The 24,216-nt window shown below is 65.3% G+C and carries 23 protein-coding genes and 1 tRNA gene; 7 read left to right on the top strand and 17 right to left on the bottom strand.

The window, feature by feature from the left end; all coding sequences use genetic code 11:
- Positions 1-4 precede the first annotated feature (4 nt).
- Positions 5-853 (top strand): hypothetical protein, encoded by an 849-nt coding sequence (locus tag ACOZ4I_RS10585; protein ID WP_423999294.1) that lies wholly within the window; start codon positions 5-7, stop codon positions 851-853.
- A 22-nt stretch (positions 854-875) separates the two neighbouring features.
- Here the strand turns inward: ACOZ4I_RS10585 and ACOZ4I_RS10590 are convergent, their stop codons facing one another.
- From ACOZ4I_RS10590 to ACOZ4I_RS10600, 3 genes are all read right to left on the bottom strand, one after another.
- Entirely contained in the window at positions 876-1,160 is a 285-nt protein-coding gene (locus tag ACOZ4I_RS10590; protein WP_423999296.1) for a DNA-directed RNA polymerase subunit L, read from the bottom strand.
- Between the two features lie 64 nt (positions 1,161-1,224).
- Entirely contained in the window at positions 1,225-1,545 is a 321-nt protein-coding gene (locus ACOZ4I_RS10595) for a C2H2-type zinc finger protein (RefSeq protein ID WP_423999298.1), read from the bottom strand.
- Positions 1,542-2,921, bottom strand: coding sequence for a hypothetical protein (locus ACOZ4I_RS10600; protein WP_423999300.1), 1,380 nt, complete (start codon positions 2,919-2,921; stop codon positions 1,542-1,544). The genes ACOZ4I_RS10595 and ACOZ4I_RS10600 overlap by 4 nt, the downstream gene beginning before the upstream one ends.
- 113 nt (positions 2,922-3,034) lie before the next feature.
- Between ACOZ4I_RS10600 and ACOZ4I_RS10605 the strand changes: the two genes are divergently transcribed.
- Genes ACOZ4I_RS10605 through ACOZ4I_RS10620 form a run of 4 tightly spaced genes read left to right on the top strand, consistent with a single transcriptional unit; the run spans position 3,035 to position 5,965 of the window.
- Positions 3,035-3,898: a cytochrome c oxidase subunit 3 gene (locus tag ACOZ4I_RS10605; RefSeq protein ID WP_423999302.1), complete on the top strand. Its 864-nt coding sequence runs from the start codon at positions 3,035-3,037 to the stop codon at positions 3,896-3,898.
- A gap of 43 nt (positions 3,899-3,941) precedes the next feature.
- Positions 3,942-4,184: a DUF7385 family protein gene (locus tag ACOZ4I_RS10610; protein WP_423999304.1), complete on the top strand. Its 243-nt coding sequence runs from the start codon at positions 3,942-3,944 to the stop codon at positions 4,182-4,184.
- A 55-nt stretch (positions 4,185-4,239) separates the two neighbouring features.
- Entirely contained in the window at positions 4,240-4,875 is a 636-nt protein-coding gene (locus ACOZ4I_RS10615) for a PGF-CTERM sorting domain-containing protein (RefSeq protein WP_423999306.1), read from the top strand.
- 49 nt (positions 4,876-4,924) lie between these two features.
- Entirely contained in the window at positions 4,925-5,965 is a 1,041-nt protein-coding gene (locus tag ACOZ4I_RS10620) for an NAD(P)-dependent alcohol dehydrogenase (protein ID WP_423999308.1), read from the top strand.
- A gap of 51 nt (positions 5,966-6,016) precedes the next feature.
- Here ACOZ4I_RS10620 and ACOZ4I_RS10625 read toward each other — a convergent pair whose 3' ends face one another.
- The 11 genes from ACOZ4I_RS10625 to ACOZ4I_RS10675 all read right to left on the bottom strand — a co-directional run bounded on the left by ACOZ4I_RS10625 (position 6,017) and on the right by ACOZ4I_RS10675 (position 15,177).
- A complete protein-coding gene (locus ACOZ4I_RS10625; protein WP_423999310.1) occupies positions 6,017-6,319 on the bottom strand; it encodes a DUF7562 family protein in 303 nt (100 codons plus the stop codon).
- 360 nt (positions 6,320-6,679) lie between these two features.
- A tRNA-Thr gene (locus tag ACOZ4I_RS10630) sits at positions 6,680-6,754 on the bottom strand.
- A gap of 77 nt (positions 6,755-6,831) precedes the next feature.
- Complete coding sequence (locus ACOZ4I_RS10635; protein ID WP_423999312.1) at positions 6,832-7,245, bottom strand: universal stress protein; 414 nt, start codon at positions 7,243-7,245, stop codon at positions 6,832-6,834.
- A 3-nt stretch (positions 7,246-7,248) separates the two neighbouring features.
- Positions 7,249-7,998 (bottom strand): ABC transporter ATP-binding protein, encoded by a 750-nt coding sequence (locus ACOZ4I_RS10640; RefSeq protein ID WP_423999314.1) that lies wholly within the window; start codon positions 7,996-7,998, stop codon positions 7,249-7,251.
- A gap of 2 nt (positions 7,999-8,000) precedes the next feature.
- Positions 8,001-8,786, bottom strand: coding sequence for an ABC transporter ATP-binding protein (locus tag ACOZ4I_RS10645; protein WP_423999316.1), 786 nt, complete (start codon positions 8,784-8,786; stop codon positions 8,001-8,003).
- Positions 8,779-9,837: a branched-chain amino acid ABC transporter permease gene (locus ACOZ4I_RS10650; protein WP_423999318.1), complete on the bottom strand. Its 1,059-nt coding sequence runs from the start codon at positions 9,835-9,837 to the stop codon at positions 8,779-8,781. Before ACOZ4I_RS10650 ends, ACOZ4I_RS10645 begins: the two co-directional genes overlap by 8 nt.
- The gene (locus tag ACOZ4I_RS10655; protein ID WP_423999320.1) at positions 9,834-10,721 is read right to left on the bottom strand and encodes a branched-chain amino acid ABC transporter permease; all 888 of its coding nucleotides are present in this window, start codon (positions 10,719-10,721) and stop codon (positions 9,834-9,836) included. Before ACOZ4I_RS10655 ends, ACOZ4I_RS10650 begins: the two co-directional genes overlap by 4 nt.
- A gap of 5 nt (positions 10,722-10,726) precedes the next feature.
- Positions 10,727-12,067 carry an amino acid ABC transporter substrate-binding protein gene (locus ACOZ4I_RS10660; protein WP_423999322.1) on the bottom strand — a complete coding sequence of 447 codons (1,341 nt, stop codon included), beginning with the start codon at positions 12,065-12,067 and terminating at the stop codon, positions 10,727-10,729.
- A gap of 231 nt (positions 12,068-12,298) precedes the next feature.
- Complete coding sequence (locus tag ACOZ4I_RS10665) at positions 12,299-13,846, bottom strand: SLC13 family permease (RefSeq protein WP_423999324.1); 1,548 nt, start codon at positions 13,844-13,846, stop codon at positions 12,299-12,301.
- A gap of 52 nt (positions 13,847-13,898) precedes the next feature.
- A complete protein-coding gene (locus tag ACOZ4I_RS10670; RefSeq protein WP_423999326.1) occupies positions 13,899-14,150 on the bottom strand; it encodes a helix-turn-helix domain-containing protein in 252 nt (83 codons plus the stop codon).
- Positions 14,151-14,196: 46 nt separating this feature from the next.
- Positions 14,197-15,177, bottom strand: coding sequence for a class I SAM-dependent methyltransferase (locus ACOZ4I_RS10675; protein ID WP_423999328.1), 981 nt, complete (start codon positions 15,175-15,177; stop codon positions 14,197-14,199).
- A 75-nt stretch (positions 15,178-15,252) separates the two neighbouring features.
- Between ACOZ4I_RS10675 and dph5 the strand changes: the two genes are divergently transcribed.
- Positions 15,253-16,032: a diphthine synthase gene (gene dph5 / locus ACOZ4I_RS10680; RefSeq protein WP_423999330.1), complete on the top strand. Its 780-nt coding sequence runs from the start codon at positions 15,253-15,255 to the stop codon at positions 16,030-16,032.
- Positions 16,033-16,055: 23 nt separating this feature from the next.
- Here dph5 and artA read toward each other — a convergent pair whose 3' ends face one another.
- Together artA and ACOZ4I_RS10690 are read right to left on the bottom strand one after the other, a co-directional pair.
- Positions 16,056-17,057: an archaeosortase A gene (gene artA, locus ACOZ4I_RS10685; RefSeq protein WP_423999332.1), complete on the bottom strand. Its 1,002-nt coding sequence runs from the start codon at positions 17,055-17,057 to the stop codon at positions 16,056-16,058.
- 148 nt (positions 17,058-17,205) lie between these two features.
- A complete protein-coding gene (locus ACOZ4I_RS10690) occupies positions 17,206-19,911 on the bottom strand; it encodes a DUF7282 domain-containing protein (protein ID WP_423999334.1) in 2,706 nt (901 codons plus the stop codon).
- 400 nt (positions 19,912-20,311) lie between these two features.
- On the opposite strand from ACOZ4I_RS10690, the gene ACOZ4I_RS10695 reads away from it, so the two are divergent.
- Positions 20,312-20,959 (top strand): hypothetical protein, encoded by a 648-nt coding sequence (locus tag ACOZ4I_RS10695; RefSeq protein ID WP_423999336.1) that lies wholly within the window; start codon positions 20,312-20,314, stop codon positions 20,957-20,959.
- Positions 20,960-21,087: 128 nt separating this feature from the next.
- Here ACOZ4I_RS10695 and ACOZ4I_RS10700 read toward each other — a convergent pair whose 3' ends face one another.
- Entirely contained in the window at positions 21,088-23,835 is a 2,748-nt protein-coding gene (locus ACOZ4I_RS10700) for a DUF7282 domain-containing protein (protein ID WP_423999338.1), read from the bottom strand.
- Positions 23,836-24,216 lie beyond the last annotated feature (381 nt).

Here is a 24,216-nt window from a genome sequence, read left to right on the forward strand (position 1 = left end):
CACAATGAAATGGCGGTGCGAGTGGTGCGGCAAACCACACGAGGAGAACGACCCACCCTGTGACAACTGCGGGCACGGAACCTTCGAGGAAGCGGTCACGCAGGTCAATCACGAGGTGGTCGAGGGCGGGCCCCGGTGGGTCTGTCTCGACTGCGGGCGCCAGCACCAGAAGAACTCGCCGCCGTGCAACCGCTGTGGTGGCAGCAACTTCGAGCGCCGGACGGGACCGCCCGAGGACGACCCCCTCGACGAGATCAAGACCGGCTGGCTCGACGTGCTCGAAGCCAAGTACGTCCTCGGCTACGTCACGGTCGCGCTGGTCATCGGCATCGTCCTCCTCGGACTCGTCGCCGGCGTGCCGCTCCCGGGCTTCCAGAGCGAGACGCCCGCCGGCCCGCCGCCGATTCCAGACGCCCCCGGACAGGCCGACACCGTCAACTCCCTCTCGCTCGCCGAGGTGGAAGACATCTACGTCGAAGTGTACAACGTCCGGCGGTCGAGCATCAGCGGTGGGACCGTGACCCGGAACGCCACGGCCGACGACGCCGCGACCTACTACAACAGGGGCCGGGTTGCGGCCCACTACGAGAACGCGGATCCGCCGACTCGTGACGGCGTCTCGCGGTTCGCGCTGTCCTGTGACCGGCCCGCGACCGTCCACTACGAGGTGGCCTACGACCGCACGCCCATGTCAGTCGAACAGTTCGGGAACGAGACCGCGTTCGCGACGGCGCTCGTCGACAGTTACTTCGAACGCGGACAGCCGGTTCGCCAGACCGACGACAGAACGATCGGCGTCGACGTGCACGTCGGCCCGGACGGGCGCGTGTTCGTCACGCACGTACTGTGCTGAAAGAGACCGAAAGCGGAGCGGCTTACGCGGCGGACTCGAAGGCCGCTGAGAAACTGTCGGCTTTCTCGATGACGCGATCCGTCCCGTCTTCCAGCGCGTCGAGCGCGTCGACGTCTTCCTCGGTCTTGATCGTCAGCACCGGGTCCGTCTGGCCGCCGGACTGCTCCGGGTTCACGTCGTAGGTCGCCGCCGTGACGCCGTCGGTCTCCAGCAGCGCCCCCTTGATGACGTTCATGAACGTGTGGTCCTCGCCGGCGATCTCGATAGAGAGTTCCGTGTCAGACTTGTCGATGACGCGAAGGTCCATACCCACTGTTTGGTCGCCTGCGCTCCATCAACGTGTCGCTTCCGAGCGCGGGACGCGGGCGCTCTCAGACGAGGGCGTAGACCATCAGCAGGCCGAAGTAGAGCAAGACGAGCGCGCCGAGCGCCCGCAGGCGGAAGGTGGCGAGCGCCTCCTCCTCGGCCTCGTAGGCGGTTCGGAACGCCTCGACCTCGTCGTCGTCGAGGTCGCCGGGGTGATCGAGGCCGCGGTGAAGCTCGAGCCGAGACTCGGTGGCGAACGGGCGGCCGCAGTACCGGCAGTCGTACGTCTCCGCACCGGGGGGAACGTCGTAGTCGCCGGACGGTGCATCGGCCGTGGACGGTGACTTCCGCTCTCGGTCGGTCGTCGCGGGTTCGGTGTCGGTCATAGGTGTGGGAGTGGCACCTCCGGTCGGGAGACGACCCAGAGGCTCGTCATCGTGTAGAACACCATGACGGCGATGAACGGGTACTGCGAGCGCACGGCCTGCAGGCGCTCCGGAAAGAGGTCGTAGGCGGCGGCGTGAGCCACCCAGATGGCGACGAGGTGGCCGACGATCACCGACGCGAGCGCGACGCCGCCGAACCAGCCCGGGAGGTCGACGACTGGGACCGTCGCCGGGTTCGAAAACGGTGCAGAGAGCGCGACGGCGAGCGACGGCGCGAGGACGAGGAAGTAGCCCAGGTAGTGCGCGAAGTGGTAGCCGACGGCGATGGCGATCAGCGGCGGTGCGAACCGCTGGGCGAGCACCGACGGGGCGAGGAACGTCTCGGCGGCGTCGCGCGAGCGGCGGACCGCGAGCCGGTACACCCCCAGGAAGCCGGCGAAACCGACGACGAGCGCGACCGGATAGATGAGGTGCGCCGGGACGCCCGCCTCGACGAGCGGCGTGGTCAGATCCCGCCAGGCCGGCGTCGTGACGAGGCCGTCGTAGGTCGTGACCCACAGCAGGGCGACCACGAACGCCACCTCGTCCGGGCCGTCGACGAGCCGCGGCGTCGAGAGGTCCATCCCCGGCAGGCGGAGTCGGAGCCCGTCCTCGGTTCGGCCGATCGGCGCGAAGCGGCCGTAGTAGCGGAACACGCGCTCGACGGGGTCGGCGCGGTCGAACCACGCGTCGGGACCGAACACGACCGCCCCGGCGAGCGTCGCGACGGAGTAGCCGACGACTGCCGTCGCGAGCAAGCGCGGGTCGTCCGCCAGCGGGCTGACGACTTCGAGCCACACCAGCGCGAGCAGGCCGACGACCGCCGGCCACGCTCCGACGCGGTCGGGGTAGGGCCGGTCGAGGGTGGGCAGCAGTCGCGCCAGCGTCTTCAGCGGATTGAGCGTCGCCCAGGCGTTGCCGACGAGGTACGTCGTCATCGCCAGCCCGGCCCACCAGCCGACCCAGACCAGCAGTATCGCGAGGTTGGTTCTGGCGGTCGTCGGGCCGGCGAAGCCGACGACGAAGACCGCAGCGAGACCCACGAGACCGAGGAGGCGGCCGGCCAGCGCGAGCGCGCCGGTCCCGTCCTCGACCAGCGGCCTCCCCCAGCCGTGGACCCGCTCGACGAAGGCCCGGTCCGTGACGAACGAGGCCAGCAGGAAGGACGCGCCGACGGCCGCGCCGCCGGTCGAAAGGAACAGCCACGTCGGAATCGTCAGCGACTCGCGGCCGCCCCCGGCAAGACTGCCGCCGTGGGCGCTTGCGGTCCCCGTCATCGCGAGCCAGACCAGCGCGCCCAGCGCCAGCGCGGCCCCGCGGCGTCTCCCGGATGTCATCGTCGGGGGTTGGAACTTCGCCCCCGTGTAGCTTCCGGGATCGGTCGACGAGCGGGCCGCGGGCCCGCGACGAATTGGATGGGCTTTTAGTATTCGACTCGTAAGCGTGCTGTATGAGTCTCTCCGACGAACACGCGGACGACGGGCACGGGGACCACCACCTCCCGGCGACGGAGGACTGGCCCCACGGATTCGGCGAGGCCAGCTGGTGGCCGTTCGTCACAGCAATCGGCGCCTCGGGAATCTACGTCAGCATGGCGCTGTTCGTCCTCTCGATGGGCGAAAGCGCGCTCGTCAGCCAGACCGTCGGCGCGGGAGCGCTGGTCGGCAGCGTCGGTATCTTCCTCGCCGGACTGTACGGGTGGCTGTACCACGCCTTCGTCTCCGACTTCTGGGAACGGGGCACCGACCACCACTCTGGCAAGACGCTGAAGTTCGCCATGCTGCTGTTCCTCGGGACCGAACTCGCGACCTTCGGGGCCGGGTTCGTCTACTACTTCATCGTCCGCGGCGGCGAGGTCTGGACGCAGGCGTCCATCCCGCACGTCTTCGGCTCGCTCGTCATCGTCAACACGATCATCCTCGTCATCAGTTCCGTGACGCTGCATATGAGCCACGCCGCGCTCCGTAACGGCGACCGCGGCCGCTTCATGCAGTGGCTCGCGGCCACGCTGCTGCTCGGAATCGTCTTCATCGGCGGCCAGGTCTACGAGTACTACGAGTTCATCGTCCACGAGGGCTTCACCATCACGGGCGGTATCTACGGCTCGGCCTTCTACGGCCTGACCGGTCTCCACGGCCTGCACGTCACCATGGGCGCAGTCCTGCTCGGCATCGTCTTCGTGCGCGGCTACTACGGCCAGTACTCCGCCGAGCGCCACACCTCGGTCTCGACTGCCTCGATGTACTGGCACTTCGTCGACGTCGTCTGGATCTTCCTCGTCGTCGTCCTCTACATGGGCGCGAACCTCGTCTGAAACCGGCCGACGTTTTTTACCCCACCGACGTCCTGTCGTCCCCATGGAACACCTCGACGTGAGCGGGCGCTTCGACGTCCACGAGTACCGCCACGGGCTCAAGCTGCTGAAAGACGACCGCGAGACGATGACGCTGTCGAACCGCAAGGGATTCGCCTGTCCGGCCTGCGGAGACGAGTTCGACACGCTCCTCGTCAGCGAGAAACGCACCAACACGTTCGGAAACCCCGGCACGCCGTTCTGTGTCGTCCGTACGGACGACCAGCTCCTCGTTCTGACACATTGACTCGGTCCCGTCGTGGACGACAAAGCTTATTGCAACCAGTCGGCGCGTAATACTAATGACGCGCACACTGCCGGCGGTGGCACTCGCCGCCCTGATCGTCCTCTCAGGCTGTATGACAGCATCCGTCGACGCGACGGTCGGAGGAGACGGGACCGTCACGTCGTACGACCTCTCCCTCCAGATGTCGCCGACGGTGTACGACGGACTCCAGGCACAGGCCGAGGACAGCGGCTACGACTCCGTCGAGGGATACCTGCTTTCCGACGTGAACACGAGTCGAATGGCGAATCACACCTACGAGCAGTCGCTGGACGGCGACAACGTCACGATCAACGTCTCCTTCACCGACTGGAATCCCGGGCCAGAGAGCGCCGTCTCGACGAACGTCTCCGACGGGAACGTCACCTTCGAGGACCGGACGTTCGTCACCGTCCAGGAGAACGACGGCGCGGCCCTCGGAGACGGCGTCGCCGTCAGGTACGAACTGACGATGCCGGCCGACATCACCGAGTCGAACGCCGACCTCGTCAGGAACGACACCGCCGTCTGGGAGTACGCCGCTGACGAACCCGTCGAGGAACCGATGCGTGCGACCAGTCTGGCCCCGTCCGGCGTGTTCGGCCCCGGGTTCGGCGTGACTGCCGCCGTCCTCGCCCTCCTCTCGATGGGCGTCCTCGCCCGCCGGTCGTAGCCGTCGCCGCGCCGAGTCTTTTTGCCCCAGTGTCAGGTACTAGCACGGGATGCGCGCAGCCAGACTCCACGAGTACACCCACGACATGGCGAACGGGCTCTCGATCGACGAGGTGGACGCACCACAGATCGCCTCGGACGGCGACGTGATCGTCGAGGTCGAGGGCGCCGGATGGTGCCAGACGGACAACCACATCATCGAAGGGATGTGGACGGAGTACGTCGACCAGGACCTGCCGCTGACACTCGGCCACGAGAACGCCGGGACCGTCGTCGAGACGGGCGCCGAGGTCGACGTGGTCTCCGAGGGAGACCAGGTCATCTGTCACCCGGTCCAGGCCTGCGGGACCTGTCGGCCCTGTCGCCAGGGCGAGACGATGTACTGCGAGAACGACGCGTTCAACGGCCTGACGACCGACGGCGGCTTCGCCGACCAGTTGCTGACCAGCGAGCGCGCCGTCGTCCCGCTGCCCGACGGCGTCGACCCGGCCGACATCGCGCCCCACGCCGACGCCGGCATCACCGCCTACCACGCGGCCAAGCGCGCCGTCGACGGGGTCAATCCCGGCGACACCGCCGTGGTCATCGGCGTCGGCGGCCTCGGCCACATCGGCCTCCAGTGCCTCGACGCGATGTGCGCCGCCGACATCGTCGCCGTCGACCTCAAGCAGTCCGCCTGCGACCTCGCCGCCGACCTTGGGGCGCACTACACCATCGACCCCGAGAGTGAGGACGTGGCGAGCGTAATCGAAGACATAACCGACGGGGCCGGGGCCGCGCAGGTGCTCGACTTCGTCGGGGCCGACGAGACCACCGCGCTCGCGCCGGACATCTGTGCCGCCGGCGGCGATCACCAGATCATCGGCTACGGCGGCCACATCCACGAACCCGCGCAGGCACTGGTCAACGGCGAGTTCGCCTATCAGGGCAACATCGTCGGCCGTTACACCGAACTCCAGGAGCTGGTCGCGCTGGTCGAACGCGACGCGGTCTCGCTCCACACGACCCGCTACGACCTCGACGAGGTGAACACCGTCGCCCGGAAGCTCGAAGCCCGAGAAATCGACGGCCGGGCAGTCATCACGCCCTGAGCGGTGCGGCAATCCGAGCGGCCGAACGGGCGTCCCGAACAGGCGCGCCGGTCAGCGCCGCTCGGTCCGGGTGCGTTCCCCGTCGGCCAGGTCGTGATACCGTCGGAGGAACTCGCCTCGGCTCACGGTCCCGGCCCCGGCCGCAACGAGGCGGTCTTCCAGCCCGGCCCGGTCGAAGTGACAGTACTCCCCGTAACAGGGCTTACAGAGGTACTCGAAGGACTTGTCGTCGCGGTCCCAGCGGTCGCCGTGCTTGTCGTACTCCCGCGCGTCCGACCGTGAGACGGTCTCGCCGCAGGCGATGCACTCCACCGCCGCGTCGGCGTCGCGATGACAGCGGTCTCGAAAGCCCATCACCGATCACCGCCGCTAGCGAGCGGGAAGGCCGGTCGCCGAGCGATCCGTCGCCGTGTCGGGAGCGCACTGTCGCGTGCCAGCATCGTGTACGGTCGAGTCTTGGCCTCGCGTCGCCGAGGCGGTGTCGCCCCATCAGTGAGGATCGTTTATTACGTCATCAGAAGTGCGAGCCCCTGGATTCCGAGTGTTGGGACAGAAATGGTCGACGACGTTCGCTCTTCACGTCCGCTCGTCACAGAACGCCGGTGGAGTGAGTGTGAACCACGTGAACACGGTCACTCGCCACGCTCGCGCTGCGCGTTCTCTCGTTCAAATCCCACAACAGCGTTTGCTGCTCACGATTTGTTCGCAGCAAAAAGCCGGTGGAGGGATTTGAACCCTCGGCCTAATCCTTACGAAGGATTCGCTCTAGCCAGTCTGAGCTACACCGGCGCGCGGTTCGCGTACTTCGTTCTTGGACCGATAACCGCAATAAGGATTGCGAATCGGACCCGGCGAGGGAGTGCCTCTCACTCCTCGCGAGCGCCGACCACGGTGACCGGCACGTCGGCTTCGAGCAGGACCTGCTGTGAGACGCTGCCGAAGACGGCCTTGCCGGTCGGAGACCGCTTTCTGGATCCCATCGCGATGTGGTTGGCGTCGAACTCCTCGGCGAGGGAGAGGATCCCGTCGGCCGGGGGCTGTTGCCCCTCCGCGAGCCGGACGTCGACGTCGCGCTCTTCGAGGTAGTCGCGGACGAGGCGGACCGTCGCAATCCGCTCGACGTTGCGGATCTCCTCGGGCGCGTCCACCTCTTCGCCGGTGAGCGCGTGGGTGATCACGGCCTCGATGTCGGTATCGGCGGCCGGCAGTTCAGAGACGAAGGCGGCCTGTCCGCGGGCGCGATCTTCGTCGGCGTCGACGGGGACCAGTATCGTGTACATCAGTCAACCTCCCAGGTAGAGTCGTCCGACTTCCTCGTCGTTAAGCAGTTCGGTCCCGGTGCCGGTGAACTTGATCTCGCCGCTTGCGAGGACGAAGCCGCGGTCGGCGACGGACAGCCCCTTCTCGGCGTTCTGTTCGACCAGCAGGATGGTCGTCCCGAGGTCGTTGAGCTGTTCGATGCGCTCGAACACGTCGTCGATAAACCGGGGTTCGAGCCCGATAGACGGCTCGTCGAGCATCATCACGTCGGGGTCGACCATCAGCGCCCGGGCCAGTTCGAGCAGGCGGCGCTGGCCGCCCGAGAGCGTCCCGGCCTTCTGGCCGCGGATGTCGCCGAGCACCGGGAACTCGTCGTAGAGTTCCTCGGCGCGTGCGGCGGCCCGGTCGTCGTCGTTGAACACGTAGCCCCCCATCAGCATGTTCTCGTGGACGCTCATCCCCGGGAAGACGCTGGCGTCCTGCAGGACGTAGCTCATCCCGTTGGCGAGGTTGTCCTGCGGGGAGCGGCCGGTGATGTCGTTCCCGCGGAGCGTGACCGTCCCGGACTGGACGTCCGCGAAGCCGTAGATGCTCTTCATCAGCGTGGACTTCCCGGAGCCGTTGGGGCCGATGAGGCAGGCGATCTGTTCGTCCTCGACGGCGATACTCACGTCGTGGAGCACGGTCGTGTTGCCGTAGCCGGACGTGACGTTCTCCATCCGGAGGATGGGATCCGTCGTCGTCTCGACGGCGTCGTCTGGTGTCGTCGCCATGCTCATTCCCTCCCGAGGTAGGCGTCGAGGACGCGCTGGTCGTTCTGTATCTCCGCGGGCGTCCCCTCGGCGATGCGTTCGCCGTGTGCCAGGACGTAGATTCGGTCTGCGATCTCCATGACGAAGTCCATGTTGTGTTCGATGAGGAAGATGGTCGTCTCCTCGTCCTCGTTGGCGTTGCGGATGTAGTCGATGAGGTTCTCCAGCATCGATGGGTTGATTCCCCCGGCCGGCTCGTCCATCAGCAGGATCTCCGGCTCGGACATCAGCTCCATCGCGAACTCCAGCAGCTTCTGCTGGCCGAAGCTCATCCGGCCGGCGCGGGTGTCCGCGAGGCCGGCGAGGTCGACGTAGTCGAGGAGTTCGTCGGTCCGGGAAAGCAGCGAGTCGTCCGGGCGACGCAGGAGGTTCCCCACGTCGGCCCCGCCTTCCTGGGCGGCCAGCAGCAGGTTCTTGCGGACGGACATGTCCCCGAAGATACGCGTCTCCTGGAACATCCGGCCGAGGCCGGCCCGGGCGATCTTGTGCTCGGGCCAGGCCGTCACGTCTTCACCCTGCAGATAGACATGCCCCTCGTCGGGGGTCAGCGTCCCGGTGATGCAGTTGAACAGGGTCGACTTCCCGGCCCCGTTCGGGCCGATGAGGCCGACGATCTCACCGCGGTGGATCTCCACGTCCACGTCGCTGACGGCGGTGAGGCCGCCGAACCGCTTCGTGATACCGTCGGTTCGGAGTACCGCTCGGTCGCTGTCGACGGCGGTCTCGGTACCGGACGTCGCTTTACTCATCCGCGCTCACCTTCGTGTCGTCGTTCGTGGCGGCCATGCCGCCGTGCTTGTAGTACTCCATCTCGCTGCCGTACTCGCGCAGGGTTCCGACCAGTCCGTTGGGGAAACCGATCACCGTGACGATGACGGCCAGGCCCAGCAGGACCAGCTGCCACCCGACGGCGTACGATTCGACGAGTTCGATGATGGTGTGGAGGCCGAACGCTCCGATGACCGGGCCGGCGACGGTGCCGGACCCGCCCAGCAGCGCCATGGCGATGAGTTCGACGTTCCACGCGCCGTTGTAGGCCGTCTGCGGGTCGATAAACGTGTTGAACAGGCTGTACGCGCCGCCGGCGAAGCCGGTGAACAGCGCGGCCAGCATCCAGGCAGCCGTCTTGTAGTAGGTGGTGTTGAACCCCATCGCGGTCGCCTTCTCCTCGTCGTCGCGGATGGCGTTGAGGACGAAGCCAAAGCGCGTACTGGAGAGGTAGTACACCACGCCCATCTCGACGATCAACACTGCGAGGAAGAGATAGTAGAAGGTCTCTCCCGACGGCGTCTGGAGCAGTATCTTCCCGCTCGCACCGCCAGTGATGTCGAGGATGCGCGAGACCTGCTGTGCGGCCAGCAGGACGCCGAGCGTCGCGATGGCGAAGTAGTGCCCGCGCAGTCTGAGCACGACCGCGCCGATGACAGCGGCGAGCGTCACGGCGACGAGCCCCGCGAGAACGAAGGCGACCGGGAAGGCGAACGCGAAGTCCTTCGTCAGGATTGCGGTGGTGTACGCGCCGATGCCGAAGAAGGCCATGTTCCCGAAACTCGGGTAGCCGGTCTGTCCGCCGACGATGTCCCACGACAGCGCCAGGATGGCGAACAGGAACATCTCGGTGATGACAGTCATGAAGTAGCCGGCCTCCAGGCCGAGCAGGGGAAGCGAGACCGCTGTGGCCGTCCCGAGGCCGAGCAACAGCCACCCGTGCTCGTTGCACGTGTCGAGGAACCGATCGACCGACTCCGGCGGGAGGATCGACCTGAGCGCGCCGCGAGAGTCCTCGTCGCTCGTACTCATTGCTCTGCCCCCTTGCCGAACAGGCCCTCGGGCTTGACCACGAGGAGCACGATGAGCGCCGTGAACGTCACCGCGAGCGTCCACTGCGAGGAGACGAACCCGGCGACGAGTTCCTCGACGGAGCCAAGCAGGAGGCCGCCGACGAGCGCGCCGGGAATGCTCCCGACGCCGCCGAACACCACGATGACGAAGCTCTTCAGCGTGTAGATGAGCCCCATCTGCGGCTGGATGTTCAGGATGACGGCGATGAACGAACCGACGCCGCCGGCGATGGCCGACGAGACGCCGAAGGTCACCGCGCGGGTGTGCTCCACGTCGATCCCGACCAATGCGGCCGCCTCGGGGTTCTGCGAGACGGCGCGGATGGCGCGTCCCGTGCGCGTCTTCTGGAGGAAGACGTACAGCAGCGCGGTCAGCACGATCGCGCCGACGAAGGCGACGAGCTTCATCTTCGGCACGACGATCCCGCCGAGCGTCATCGACGGCTCGGCGAATCGGACCTGGATGGAGCGCGGGTTCGCCGACCACGCCTGGATCGCCAGCTGCTGGATGGCGATGCTCGCGCCGAAGGTCACCAGCAGGGTCAGGAAGATGTCGGTGCCGATGACTCTGGAGACGAGCGTCCGCTGGAGCGCGTAGCCGACGACGAACAGCACGGCGATGGCGACCGGGATCGTCGCCAGGAACAGCACCGGCGACCCCTCGGCGTTCCCGGTCACGAACGACAGGACCCAGTAGGACGTGTAGCCGCCGAGCATGACCATCTCGCCGTGGGCGAGGTTGATGATGTCGACGACGCCCCAGATGAGCGCGAATCCGACCGCCACGGCTGCGAACAGCGCACCGACGAGCAGTCCGTTGACGACGAATTGGGTGGCGGCCATGTGTCTCAGCGCTCGCTCCAGGCGGGCATCGGGTAGACCGGGTCCGACTGAGCCACGTTGCTCGGGTGGACGATCTGGAGACCGGGATCGGGCTGCCACTGGTAGACCAGCATGTTCTTGTTGATGACCCCGCTGTCGTCGAAAGCGACCGTCCCGTACACCGAGGAGAACTCGGCCTGGCGGATGTGGTCGCGCACCGCCGTCGGCCCGAGCTCGGAGACGTTCTGGAAGGCGTTCATGTAGGTGAGAATGACCGCCTCACCGGCCGCGCTGTGGTAGTCCGGCGTGTAGTCGTAGTTCTCCTCGATAGCGGCGACGAAGTCGCCGGTCTTGCCGTACACCGGGTCGTCGAAGTTCGCGTTGACTGCCCACGAGGACGGCCCGTACATGTAGTTTCCGTTGGCTCCGACCTCGTTCTTGAAGGAGTCGTTGAGGCTGCCGACCGTCCCCATCACGGCGTCGGGGTTGACGTTCTGGCTCTCCATCTGATTCGCCAGGATGATGTTGTGCTTCTGGTGGGCACACAAAAGCAGGACGTCGGCGTCGTTGTCTCGCACTCGGCCGAGGTTCGTCGAGAGGTCGGACGTGTCCGAGGGGAACGTCTGGTCGACGACCAGTTCGAGGTCCGTCTGCTGGATCTTCTGGCGCGCACCCTCGGCGGTCGACTGACTGAACGTCCCGTCCTCTGCGAGGATGGCGATGGACTCCGGCGCGGAGTCCTGGGCCGTACACATGTCGATGAAGCTCTTCGCGTACTTGTTGGCCGTCGGGAGCAGGCCGAAGATCCACTCGTTGCCCTGCGCGAAGATCTCCGGGCTCGCGCCGCCGCCCTCGACCATCGGCTTCTGGTTCTGCGCGGCGACTGCGCTGGCCGGCAGCGTCACCGTACTGGAGTAAGGGCCGAGCAGGTAGTCGACGCCCTCGCGGTCGATGAGCTCCTGGTAGATGGACTTCGACTGGGAGGCGTCGGTCCCGTCGTCCCGCAGGATCATCTCCAGCTCGTAGGTGTTGCCGTCGCCGGCCTCGATGCCGCCGGACTCGTTGATGCGCTGGATCGTCAGTTCGTACGCGTCCTTGTACAGCTTGCCGAGGTCGGCGTTGTCGCCGGTGAGGCTCATCGAGCCGCCGAGCGTGATGACGCTCGTACCGCTCCCGCTCTCGCCGGTCGAACCACCGTCGTTGCTGCCGCCGTCACTACCGCTGCCGCCGTCGCTTCCACCGTCACCGCCGTCACCGCCACCGCCGTCGCCACCGTCACCGGAACAGCCTGCGAGGCCGGTGAGCCCCAGGACACCTGTGCTTCCCGCGACCTTCAGAAACGTGCGTCGGTCTTGTGTTCCCGTCATAGGTTTCGAGCCGGTCGTGTATCAGTGATACACGGCCTATACTGACCGTTGTGATTTACCCTAATAAATGTTAAGGATAGTTGTTCGTGATAGTTTCCGCGTTGTCACTTGTCCCGTAACCGGCGGCGGGCGTGGGTGCTGGAGTAGCCATTGAAAGTCAACGCACACCCGATCGCACGAGGGCAGTGCGATCGGTGTGTAAATCGCTTCAATTGTTACTCTAGCGAACCGTTACCACAAAACGTGCGGCCAGAACAGCGAGAAGGAGACGACGACGAGCGCCGTCAGGACGAGAGTCATCAGGACGTTCAGCACGAGGCCCGCGCGGATCATGTCCCGCTGGTCCAGGTGGCCGCTGCCGAAGACGATGGCGTTTGGCGGGGTGGCGACCGGGAGCGCGAAGGCGAAACTCGCGGCTATCGCGCCGGTGATCGCCAGCGTGATAGCCGCGTGCACCGGGTCGACGCCGAGCGTCCCGGCGAGGACGCTCCCGAGGCTGATGAGGACCGGCGCGAGGATGGTCGTCGTCGCCGTGTTCGAGGACAGTTCCGTCACGAGCACGGTGAAGACGATGACCGCGAGGACGACGAGCGCGAGCGGCGCGTTGACGACCGCATCGAAGACGGAGCGGGCCAACCACTGGGTCGCATCCGTCTCGGCCAGCGCGTCCGCGAGCGAGAGACCGCCGCCGAACAGGACGATGGTCCCCCAGTCGATGTCGATCAGGTTCTCCCAGTCGTCGGCCCCCGAGAGCACCAGTGCGGGGATGGCGAGCAGACCGACGACGACGAAGTAGAGGATTCCGCGGTGTCCCTCCAGTCCGAAGACGGTCGGTCCCGCGCCGCCGAACAGCGTCACGAACACCGTCTCGGGGAGCACCCCCTCGAACAGGAAGCCGAGGCCGCCGAGCATCCACAGGACGGCCGTCGCTGCGAAGATGTACGCCGCGCGGCGGCCGCTCTGTGAGAGCGCCCCCTCCTCCTCCAGATACTTGCTGGCCTGTGCCTGCGCGTCGCTCACGTCCTCGACCTCCGGCGGGTACAGCCAGAACGTCAGGACGTACCAGGTGAGCGGCAGGGTCAACACCACGATCGGCAGGCCGACCACCAGCCACTGGGCGAAGGAGATCTCGACGCCGGCGAGGCGGTCGAGGAAAGCCACGGCGACCACGTTCGGCGGCGTCCCGATCAGTGTCCCGACACCGCCGACGCTCGCCGCGTAGGCCGTCCCGAGCAGGGTCGCGATCCGCATGTTCGACGCCTCGCCGTCGGGAATCTCTCTGCCGACGACCTCTGCGAGAACGCCGAGCGCGACCGGCGTCATCATCGCCGTCGTCGCCGTGTTCGACACCCACATCGAGAGAAACGCCGTCGCGACCATGATCGCGAGGATGAGTAGCCTGGGCGAGCGTCCCATCCAACCGATGAGGTACAGCGCGATCCGCCGGTCGATGTTGTGAGTCTGGAGCGCCTCGGCGAGCATGAACCCCGCGACGAACAGGTAGATGAGCGGGTCCGCAAAGCCCGACAGCGCCGGCTCCATCGTGTCGTAGATGCCGAAGACGGTCAGCGCGACGGGGATGAGCAGCGCCGTCACCGACAGCGGGAGCGCGTTCGTCACCCACAGGATCGCCGCCAGCGCCATCGTCGCGAGCGCGTACTGGGCCGCCACGTCGAGTCGCGCCGGCGTCGGTGCGGCGGCGATGGCTCCCGTCACGACGAGCGCGAGCACGAGCGACGCCGCCGTCCGCCGTGGCGTCGCACGACCGGCCCACGTCACGGTCGCCCCCTCCGCCGTCGTTCCGCTCTCTCGTCTCGTTGTTCGGTCATAGTTAGAAGTTCGCTACCAGCACGCAGACCTGCTCGTCCGTCAGTTCGGAGCGATACAGGTCGAACAGCACGTCGAGTCGCTCCTGTGAGAGACTCCGATTGTTGTTCTCAAGCATGGAGATGTGAGCCTGCATGATGTCGTCGATCTCGACCTCGACCTCTCGCTGCCCGAAGCCCGCGGCGACCCGCAGGAGTCGCCACGCCATCGGCGAGATGTCGTGGACGTCTATCTCGTCTACCTCGCTCACACCCATCTGCCACTACGTTCCATCATCGGAGCAATGTACATAATTGTTCGTCTTATTCTGTCAAACGAACGTCCAGAACGACGTTGTGCTCATGCGGTGCGTACGACCGAACGATGTGTCGCGTCTCGACCGTCACGTCGTAGGTGGGTTCGGCGGCCGCCCGGATGGCTCGCTCGCCCGGCCCGAACGGGTCGTCTTCGTGCTGGATGTCGTAGTAGTGAAGCACGCACTCGGACCCCGCCAGTCGGACGGCGGTGTCGAGGAACTCGTCGGCGCTGTGCGGGAGGTTCATCACGAGTCGGTCGGCCCACCCCTCGTAGTCGTCGGCCACCTCGCGCACGTCGCCACAGATGCCCGTCACTCGGTCGGCGACGCCGTTTCGCTCGGCGTTCGCCCGCAGGTACTCGATTGCCGTCTCGTTGATGTCGGTCCCGACGCAGGTCGCCCCGCGCTTCGCAAAGGGGACGACGAACGGGCCGACGCCGGCGAACATGTCGAAGGCCCGCTCGCCCTCGATGACCTGCTCGACGACGCGGTGTCGCTCGGTCGCCAGCCGGGGCGAGAAGTACACCTCGGCGAGGTCCAGCGCGAACTCACAGCCGTACTCCCGGTGAACGACTTCCGTGCTCTCGCCGACCAGCACGTCCCACTCGCGGACGCGCTGCTCGCCCTTGACTTTCGACGCGCGGTTCAACACCGTCCGCACCGGCAGGTCTGACGCGGCGATAGCGTCGGCGATCTCCCTCGCCCGCTCGTTGTCGTCCTCGTCGACGATCACCACGTCGCCGATGCGCTCGTAGCTCGGGTCGAAGCCGAGTTCGTCGGCCGGCATCGTCTGGCCCTCGCGGACCGGCGGGTCGAACTCGACCACGTCGAGGTCGTCCGGCACTGCCGCCGGGTCCGTCACCGGCACGTACAGGCTGCCGTCCGCCGCGGTGATATCGTATCCGTCGTCGACGAGATCCGCCGCTGCGAGCCGACTGCGCGTCGACTCGCCGTCCTCGCGCGGCACGCGAACGCAGGGAACGCCCATACTACGTCTCCCCGACCGCGGGCGGTAAGCCTGACGCTTCGCGCCCTTTATGCCCGGCGCTACCCCACTGCCGGTATGCTCACCTTCGTCGGACTCGGGCTCTACGACGAACGCTCCGTCACGGTCGCCGGCCGCGACGCCATCCGCGACGCCGACCGCGTCTTCGCGGAGTTCTACACCAGTCGACTGGTCGGAACCGACCTAGAGACGCTCGAATCGACGCTCAACACGACCATCGAGGTCCGCGACCGCGCGGGCATCGAGCAGGACCCGGAGCCGATCCTCTCGGCCGCCGAAGGCGAGGACGTGGTGTTCTGCACCGCCGGCGACACGATGGTCTCGACGACGCACGCGGACCTCCGGCTTCGCGCCGAGGAGTGCGGCATCGAGACGCGAATCGTCCACGGGACCACCGCCCAGACCGCTGCCGGGTCGCTGACCGGCCTGCAAAACTACCGCTTCGGCAAGGCCACGACGCTCCCATTCGAGGACGCCCACGGCGGCGACGGCGTCCCCGACAGCGTCGTCGCCACCATCGAGGACAACCGCGAGCGCGACCTCCACACCCTCGTCTACCTCGACATCAAGGTGGACGACCCCCACTGGGACGACAGCGACGACACGTACATGACCGCCGACGCCGCGGCCACCCTTCTCGCGGAGTCGTTCCCAGACACGCTCGGTGTCGTCGTCGCCAGAGCCGGCAGCCCAGACCCGCTAGTCGTCGCCGACACGCTCGACGAACTCGCTACGCGGACCTTCGGCGACCCGCTCCACTTACTGGTCATTCCCGGGTCGCTGCACCCCCTCGAACGGGACGCGCTGGCGGCGTTCGCTGGTGCTCCGGTCGAGTGAATCGCTGCGTCGTTCTCACACCGTCAGTCGTCGCCGGGCGTCGGCGTCCCCGGGTCCGTCTCGTCTGCCTCGAACGTCGCTCCGAGGTCGTACTCCGTTCCGGTCACCAGGTACAGCAGGTCCTCGACGATGACCGCTAGCTCGGGGAGTTCGCGCATGAGCACCCACGTGAGTGCGACGAGCACGAGGACGGAGCCGGTCTGGGCGAGGATGCGGTCGACGATGTAGTACGACACCAGACGCGGATCGCTGATGCCGAACAGCGTCATGATCGCCCCCTCGAAGAACTGCGCCTTCTGGAGGCCGAACGCGAGGCCGATGATGACGTTTCGGAACAGGTTCAGGACGTAGATGATGCCGACCGTCACCGCAAGCGTCCTGAGTTTGCGCCGCCACGGCGCGTCGACGGCGAGGATGCCGCCCGCGAAGATGGAGATGCTCCCGATGCCCGTACAGGCGAGGATGATCGTGTAGGTGATCGGCCTGCCCTCGCCCTCGAACCAGAACGTGTTCTCGTAGGGGTACTGTTTTCCCGTGATCTCGATTCCGCTGTGCGATAGCCCGTCGACCACGAGCGGGTCGTGGCCCACGAGCGTCATCAGGAACGCCACCTGATCGGTGACCGACTCGATGATCGCCTCCCGGAGCGGGGCGATCGTCAGGAACGGTACGTAGATGAGCCCCATGACGCCGATTGCCCGCGTCAGAACGAGCAGCGACTCGCGCCCGTTCCACAGCAGGTAGCCGGCGTACAGCGACAGCGGAACCGCGGCGACGCTTCCGAGTCCCTCGATGACGCTCTTCTGTATCAGGATGAAGTGTGGCGCGAGGACGAGCCAGTACGCGCCGAACAGGACCCAGCCCGCGGTCGCGACGGGGCGGGCGAGTCCGTCGTCGTACACGGCGACCAGCGAGCTCCCGAGAAACGCCGCGAGAACGAGCCACATCAGCGGCTCGGAGACGGCGACTGGCTCGAACGACAGCCCCGCCACGTCGACGCCCGCCTGCAGCACCGTCTCGCTCATTTGCTGTACGTTAGCCAAACCGTCCTATATGTTTTGTCGTTGCGCCCGTGTGCGGTCTCGGTACCAGATCGGATCGGTCGGTACAGCGGGCGCTACCGACGTAGCGCGCGAAGAAAAAACGGATGTTCAGGGACTGGAGCTGCTCCAGTTAGTTGTCGCGTCGAACGGCCAGGAGCGCCGCAGCGACGAGCGCGATGAGCGCGATGGCGGCCGTGAAGCCGGGACCTTCAGAGGCCGTCGTGCCTTCTTCGGTCGGCTCCTCGGTCGCTTCGTCAGTGGCCTCAGAGGTCGGCTCCTCCGTCGGTTCGGAGGTCGGCTCCTCGGTCGGCTCCTCGGTCGGCTCCTCGGTCGTCGTTCCACCGACGGTGACGTTCGCGGACACGGTCACGGCAGAGCCGTTGGACGTGTACGGACCGTCAGCACCGGGGAAGTCGTAGGCCTCGTTGCCGTTCGTGTCGAGGTGCGGCATTGCAACAGCCGTGAAGTCGCCGTCCTGCGGCGTGTCGAGGGTCACCGTGATGTCCTCGTGGCTGCCTGCCTCGAGGTACTCGGAGTGCCCGATCACGTCGCCGGAGGCGTTCCCGGCGTGGATCGCGATGAAGCCACCGTCGGACAGCTGCGCGCTGTCGACGACGACTTCGCTACCGTCGGATTCCTGGTCGCTGATGCTCACAGTTCCGGTGGCCGCAGCGGTAAGCTGTCCGTCTTCCTCGTCGCCGAGGTCGTCACCGTCGACGTCGAGCACCTGCGCCGTGAAGTTCGTGCCGGCGGAGTACTCGCTCATGTCAGCCGTGGCAGTGAACGTGCCGTTCGGCGTGACAGTCGTCTCGGGGCGGAGGATGAACGGGTTCGCGTCGCTCTCGGAGTCGAGGCGGACCTCGAGCTCGGAGCCGGGCGCAACCGTCGTCGTGCCGGTGACAGGCTGGTCAGCAGCAGCCTGCAGCGTCACGAGACCGTTGGCCGTGTTGATCGTCGCGTCGCGGTCCGTGATCGTGTAGTCGTCTTCCACACCGTCGTTTTCGTCACCCAGGCCGCTGTCCTTCGACACCGTGAAGTTAGCGGTGATCTGGTCGTCTTCGTCGTCCTCGCGGACCGGAGTCGTGCTGTTGTACTGGTTGACGTTATCCAGTTCGACAGCGACGAAGTACGTGTTGTTGTCGGGGTCGTCGACAACGGTCACGTTGTTCGAGGTGAGGACCATGTCGTCCTCGTCAGCGTTCGCGCCCACGTTCGTCCGGTTGACCGTGAAGTTGAACGCCTCGTCCTCACCGTTCGAGCGGAGGAATGCCTGCGTGACATCGGACGCACCGTTGGCCTCCTCGTAAGCGAGGACACCCTCGATACCGGAGGCAGTGATCTGGTGGACGACGATGTCGCCGTCAGCGATATCGTTGGACTCGGTCAGGTTCGTACCGACGCGGTCGTAGATGTCGATGTCCTCGTCCGTGAGGTCAGCGTCCTGCGGGGCGACCCAGCTGCGGATGCTCTCGGTCGAGCGCTCACTCAGGCGGAGCGTCCCGACGTTGTCCGGGCTGTCGCTCTTACTCGTGCCCGCGGTGACGTTCATGTTGTAGCTGGACGCGTCGAGCGTCTCCTCGTCGAGGTTCGCTCGCTCGAACGTACCGTGCTCGGTGACGCCGCTGATGTCGTCGTCACCGGGGACGGAGAGGACGTCGCTCGCGTCAACGTTACCGACGTTGGCGGACGAGCCAGCCAGGTAGCTGTTGAACTGGACGGTGACTTCGCCGTCATCGTCGTCGTCAGTGATCTGGCCGGAGATCGCGTAGTTGTCGTCGTCTTCGTCACCGATGAAGATGTAGCCGTCGTCGGTGTTGTCGAGCTGCACCGTGACGTTGACCACGTCACCGCGCTGGTCGGAGATGACGCTCTCCTCGAAGCTCGCTTCGCCGTCTTCGGCTTCGGAGACGTTGATCTGGTCGGAGGACACCGTGACGCCGGTCTGGTTGTCCGTCACGTTGACGGTGTACGGAGCGTCGTCGGCGGTGTGGTTCCCGAAGTTGAACTGGACGACGTCGTTACCCTTGAGGTTCTTGACGATGGAGTCGACCTTCTCGCCCTCGTCGTTGAACAGCGTCGCGTTGGCCGGCTGGCCACCGCGCTTGACCGTGACGTTGGCGATGATGTCGTCCTCGTCAGTGACGTCGTTGTCGTCCATCTCGACGGCGAGGCCGAGGTCGCTGACCTTGAAGCCAGCGGTGTCGGACCCGGACGTGATGTTGTACTTCTGACCAGTGTCGAGGTCCTCAGTGTTGAAGACGTAGACGTCGCTGTACTGAGTGTAGCTGTCGTCAGTAACAACGCTACCCTTGTCTTCCTCGACGAGGACGCTCGTGCTGGAGGACGCGTCAGTGTCTTCGATGGCGATGACCTCGCCGCGGTAGACGTTCGTGTACGACCGGGCGCTGGAGTCCGGCGTGAACGTCCGCGAGGTTACGTCGATGTCCTTCGCGGTGACGGTGGTCGTGACGCTGTTACGGGTAGCGTCGAACTGAACCGTCAGGTTCCGGTTCGGCGTCACGTCCTTGTCGATGTCGATGGCGACTCGACCGTTCTGGCCGTCAACCCCACCAGCAATGGAAGGGGTGTAGCCGGTCGGGTTCTTGTTCCCGTCGATCCAGATGTCGATGTTCGAGACACTCTGGTCGGTAGATTGGTTCAGTGCCAGTTCAACTGTATGAGTACCGCTGTTAGCGGTATACTCCACTGCCTGATCGACGCCCACGTTCGCGGCGGCGGCTGCGCCACCGGAGAACGCGACGGTGCCGGCGAATACCGAAAACACCATCAGCGCCGTGAGGAACAGACTGCGGAGCTTCTCGTTAGTTCCTGTCATAGTTTGTGTTGTGTTGCTATCGGGCGACACCAGCAGTTTTCCGCGTGGTCGGAACGCGGTCACCGCGACCACGCGTAGACCGAACCGGCGTACTCACTTCTGGCGTCATGGGTAGGGGTATCCACACATTTCCCGAAGTAAGGTAAATGCTTTGTGGAATAAATGTGGTAAGTAAGACACAAATATGACAACTGAAAGTGTCTTTTAGAATTAATTAGACATGCCCTTCCTTGACATGTCTCCGCTCTAAACGGTGCCAAGACGGTGTCACAGAGGTGGTTTGAGCGATTCCCTCCTCACAGTCCTAGTGCACGCCACGGCCGGATTCGATAAAGTGAGATTTCACTGATTGGTACGTAACCGATACCTAAATGTCTACTAATCCTTGTCTATTCAAGTAATGACGAGAGCGTACGAGCAACTACGGCGGTGCCCGCAGACGGGTATCTCTCGGTCCGACCTGAACTTCGAGGAGCGGTCCGAGGTGCGAGCGATTCAGGTCAAGGGAACGGCTGGGCTCTCACAGACGAACAACCCGGGGAAGTTCACCGACGTGTTCTATCTCGACGGCGAGGAGCAAGCGGCCGCGGAGACGTTCGCGGCGGAGAACGCTGACCTCATAGCGCAACTCGACCTGTCTGCGCGGAACGTACTGCAGACGAGCCTCGCACGCGAGATGTACGATCTGATTCTCGACGCCGCCGGCCGCCGCGACATCGAGACGTTCCCGACCGTCGTCGCGGAGACACACGAGGACGGGACCCAGTGGGTGATCAACCGAGACCGATACGAGACGCAGGTCGACCGCCGGTACACGACGAGCGAAACCGGGAGCGCACGCATCCCCGCGGAAACGTCACTGCACGACGTCTACGACTCGTTCGGTGAAACAGTCGCCGAGGCGGACCTCCGGGAGACGGCGATCAGCGGCGACGTTCGGCAGGTACTGGATTACTACCGCGTCTCGTCGGCGTTCGACTGCGTTCCGGTCACGACCGACGACCAGCAGTTGGCCGTCCGCAAGCGAGTCCCGACCGCGCAGGGTTGACCAGTCGTCGTCGAATCTCTGTCGTCGGATGACGGACGTATGCGCGACAGGGCTGTGATCCCGACGCTGTCGCTATCGACGTAGCGCGCGAAGAAAAAACGGATGTTCAGGGACCGGAGCGGTTCCGGTTAGTTGTCGCGTCGGACAGCCAGGAGCGCCGCGGCAACGAGCGCGATGAGCGCGATGGCGGCCGTGAAGCCGGGACCTTCAGAGGCCGTCGTGCCTTCGTCGGTCGGCTCGTCGGTGCCGGCCATCGTGGTCGGCTCTTCCGTCGGCTCGTCGGTCGGCTCGTCGGTCGGCTCGTCGGTCGGCTCCTCAGTCGGCGTCTCGCCACCGGTGACGGTGACGTTCGCAGACTCGACTACGGCAGAGCCGTTGGACGTGTACGGAGCGTCCGTGGAACCGCCGTCGAAGTCGTAGGCCTGGTTGTCGTTGGTGTCGAGGTGCGGCATCGCGACAGCCGTGAAGTCGCCGTCCTGCGGCGTGTCGAGGGTCACCGTGATGTCCTCGTGGCTGCCTGCCTCGAGGTACTCGGAGTTCCCGATCACGTCGCCGGTGGCGTTCCCGGCGTGGATCGCGATGAAGCCACCCTGGGACAGCTGCGCGCTGTCGACGGTGACTTCGCTACCGTCGGATTCCTGGTCGCTGATGCTCACCGTGGCGGTCGGGGCAGACGTGATCCGACCGTCTTCCTCGTCGCCGAGGTCGTCACCGTCGACGTCGAGCACCTGCGCCGTGAAGTTCGTGCCCGAGGAGTAGTCGCTCATGTCCGCCATGGCAGTGAACGTGCCGTTCGGCGAGACGGTCGCCTCGGGGCGGATGATGAACGGATTCGCGTCGCTCTCGGAGTCGAGGCGGACCTCGATCTCCGAACCGGGCGCGATCGTCGTCGTGCCCGAGACGGGCTGATCCGCGGCGGCCTGGACAGTCACGAGACCGTTGGCCGTGTTGAGCGTCGCGTCGCGATCCGTGATCGTGTAGTCGGTTTCGACACCGTCGTCGTCGTCAACGAGAGCGCTGTTGCCGGAGACGGTGAAGTTGGCGGTGATCTGGTCGTCTTCGTCGTCCTCGCGGACATCAGTGCCGCTCTCGTACTGGTCGACGTTGTCCAGTTCGACGGCGACGAAGTACGTGTTGTTGTCAGGGTCGTCGACAACGGTCACGTTGTTCGAGGTGAGGACCATGGAGTCCTCGTCGGCGTTCGCACCGACGTTCGTCCGGTTGACCGTGAAGTTGATCGGGTTACCGGGGTTGGACGAACGGAGGAACGCCTGCGTGACGTCGGACGAGCCGTTGACGTCTTCCTCGTAGGCGAGGACACCCTCGACACCAGAGGCAGTGACCTGGTGGACGATGATGTCGCCGTCAGCGATGTCGTCGGACTCGGTCAGGTTCGTGCCGACGCGGTCGTAGATGTCGATGTCCTCGTCCGTGAGGTCAGCGTCCTGCGGGGCGACCCAGCTCTGGATGCTCTCCGTGGAGCGGTCTTCGAGTCGGAGCGTCCCGACGGAGTCGGGGTTGTCGCTCGGGTTCGTACCCGCGGTCGCGTTCATGTTGTAGCTGGACGCGTCGAGCGTCTCCTCGTCGAGGTTGGCTCGCTCGAAGGAACCGTGCTCGGAGACACTCTCGATGTCGTCGTCACCGGCGACAGAGAGAACGTCGCTGGCGTCGACGGCGCCCACGTTAGCGGACGTACCAGCCAGGTAGCTGTTGAACTGAACGGTGACTTCGCCGTCGTCGTCGTCGTCAGTGATCTGGCCGGAGACTGCGTAGTTGTCGTCGTCTTCGTCACCGATGTAGATGTAACCGTCGTCGGTGTTCGAGAGCTCGTACGTGATGTTGACCACGTCACCGCGCTCGTCGGAGACGACGCTCTCGTCGAAGCTCACTTCGCCGTCCTGTGCTTCAGAGACGTTGATCTGCTCGGAGGTGGCAGTGACGCCGGTCTGGTTGTCCGTCACGTTGACGTAGTACGGACCGTCACCGGCATCGAAGCCACTGGCGTCGCTGATGTTACCGAAGTTGAACTGGGTAACGTCGTTACCCTTGAGGTTCTTGACGATGGAGTCGACCTTCTCGCCGTCGTCGGAGAACAGCGTCGCGTTGGCCGGCTGGCCACCGCGGCGGATCGTCGCGTTAGCGATGATGTCGTCCTCGTCAGTGACGTCGTTGTCGTCCATCTCGACCTGGAGGTTCAGGTCGCTGACACGGAAGCCGGCCTCGTCGGAGCCGTCGACCGTGATGTTGTAGTTCTGGCCGGTGTCGAGGTCGTCCGTGTCGAAGACGTAGACCTCGCTGTTGTCGCCGTAGCTGTCGTCAGCGACGATGGACCCGCCGTCTTCCTCGATCTCGACGCTGGGGTTGTTCGTCGCGTCGGGGTCCTCGATGGCGATGACCTCGCCGCGGTACACGTTCGTGTACGAGCGGTCGGAGCCGGACGGCGTGAACGTCCGCGAGGTCACGTCAATGTCCTTCGCGACGAGCGTGGACGTCTGACCACCGTTGGTCACGTCGACCCGGACCGTCAGGTTCCGGTTCGGCTGGACGTCCTGCCCGATGCCGATGGCGATCCGACCGTTCGTCGCGTCGGATCCATCGCTATCGGGGTCGATGTTCGTCGAGTAGCCGCTCGGGTTCTGGTTGCCGTCGATGAAGATATCGACGTCACCGCTGGTGACAGCGGTGTCAGTACTATCGTTCAGTGCCAGTTCGATCGTGTTGGTACCGCCGTTGGCGGTATACTCCGTGGCCTGGTTGATTCCCACGTTAGCGGCGGCGGCTGCGCCACCGGAGAACGCGACGGTGCCGGCGAATACCGAAAACACCATCAGCGCCGTGAGGAACAGACTACGGAGCTTCTCGTTAGTTCCTGTCATAGTTTGTGTTGTGTTGCTATCGGGCGACACCAGCAGTTTTCCACGTGGTCGGAACGCAGTCATCGCGAGTGCGCATAGACCGGACCGGTGTACTCACTTCTGGCGCCATGGGTAGGGGTACGATCAAAACCACTGCTGTCAATTATAAATGTTTTGTGGTCACGACGACTGTATGACACAATATTGCACGCGACAGAACGGGCAATAGCGACAGTAAAACGCCCTCATAAGGGCTTTGTGGCTCATTTCAGACGTATGTCATTCACCCGTCTGACGGTAGGGGTTTAGGTACGGGAACGACCGGTTCTCGGGAAAAAGGGACGCGATCGATTCCAAAACTCAGTGACATGTGGGCGGTAGCCAGCGGGGGCGAGTCCGAGT

Source organism: Haloarcula salina, from assembly GCF_049603855.1.
GTDB lineage: Archaea > Halobacteriota > Halobacteria > Halobacteriales > Haloarculaceae > Haloarcula > Haloarcula salina_A.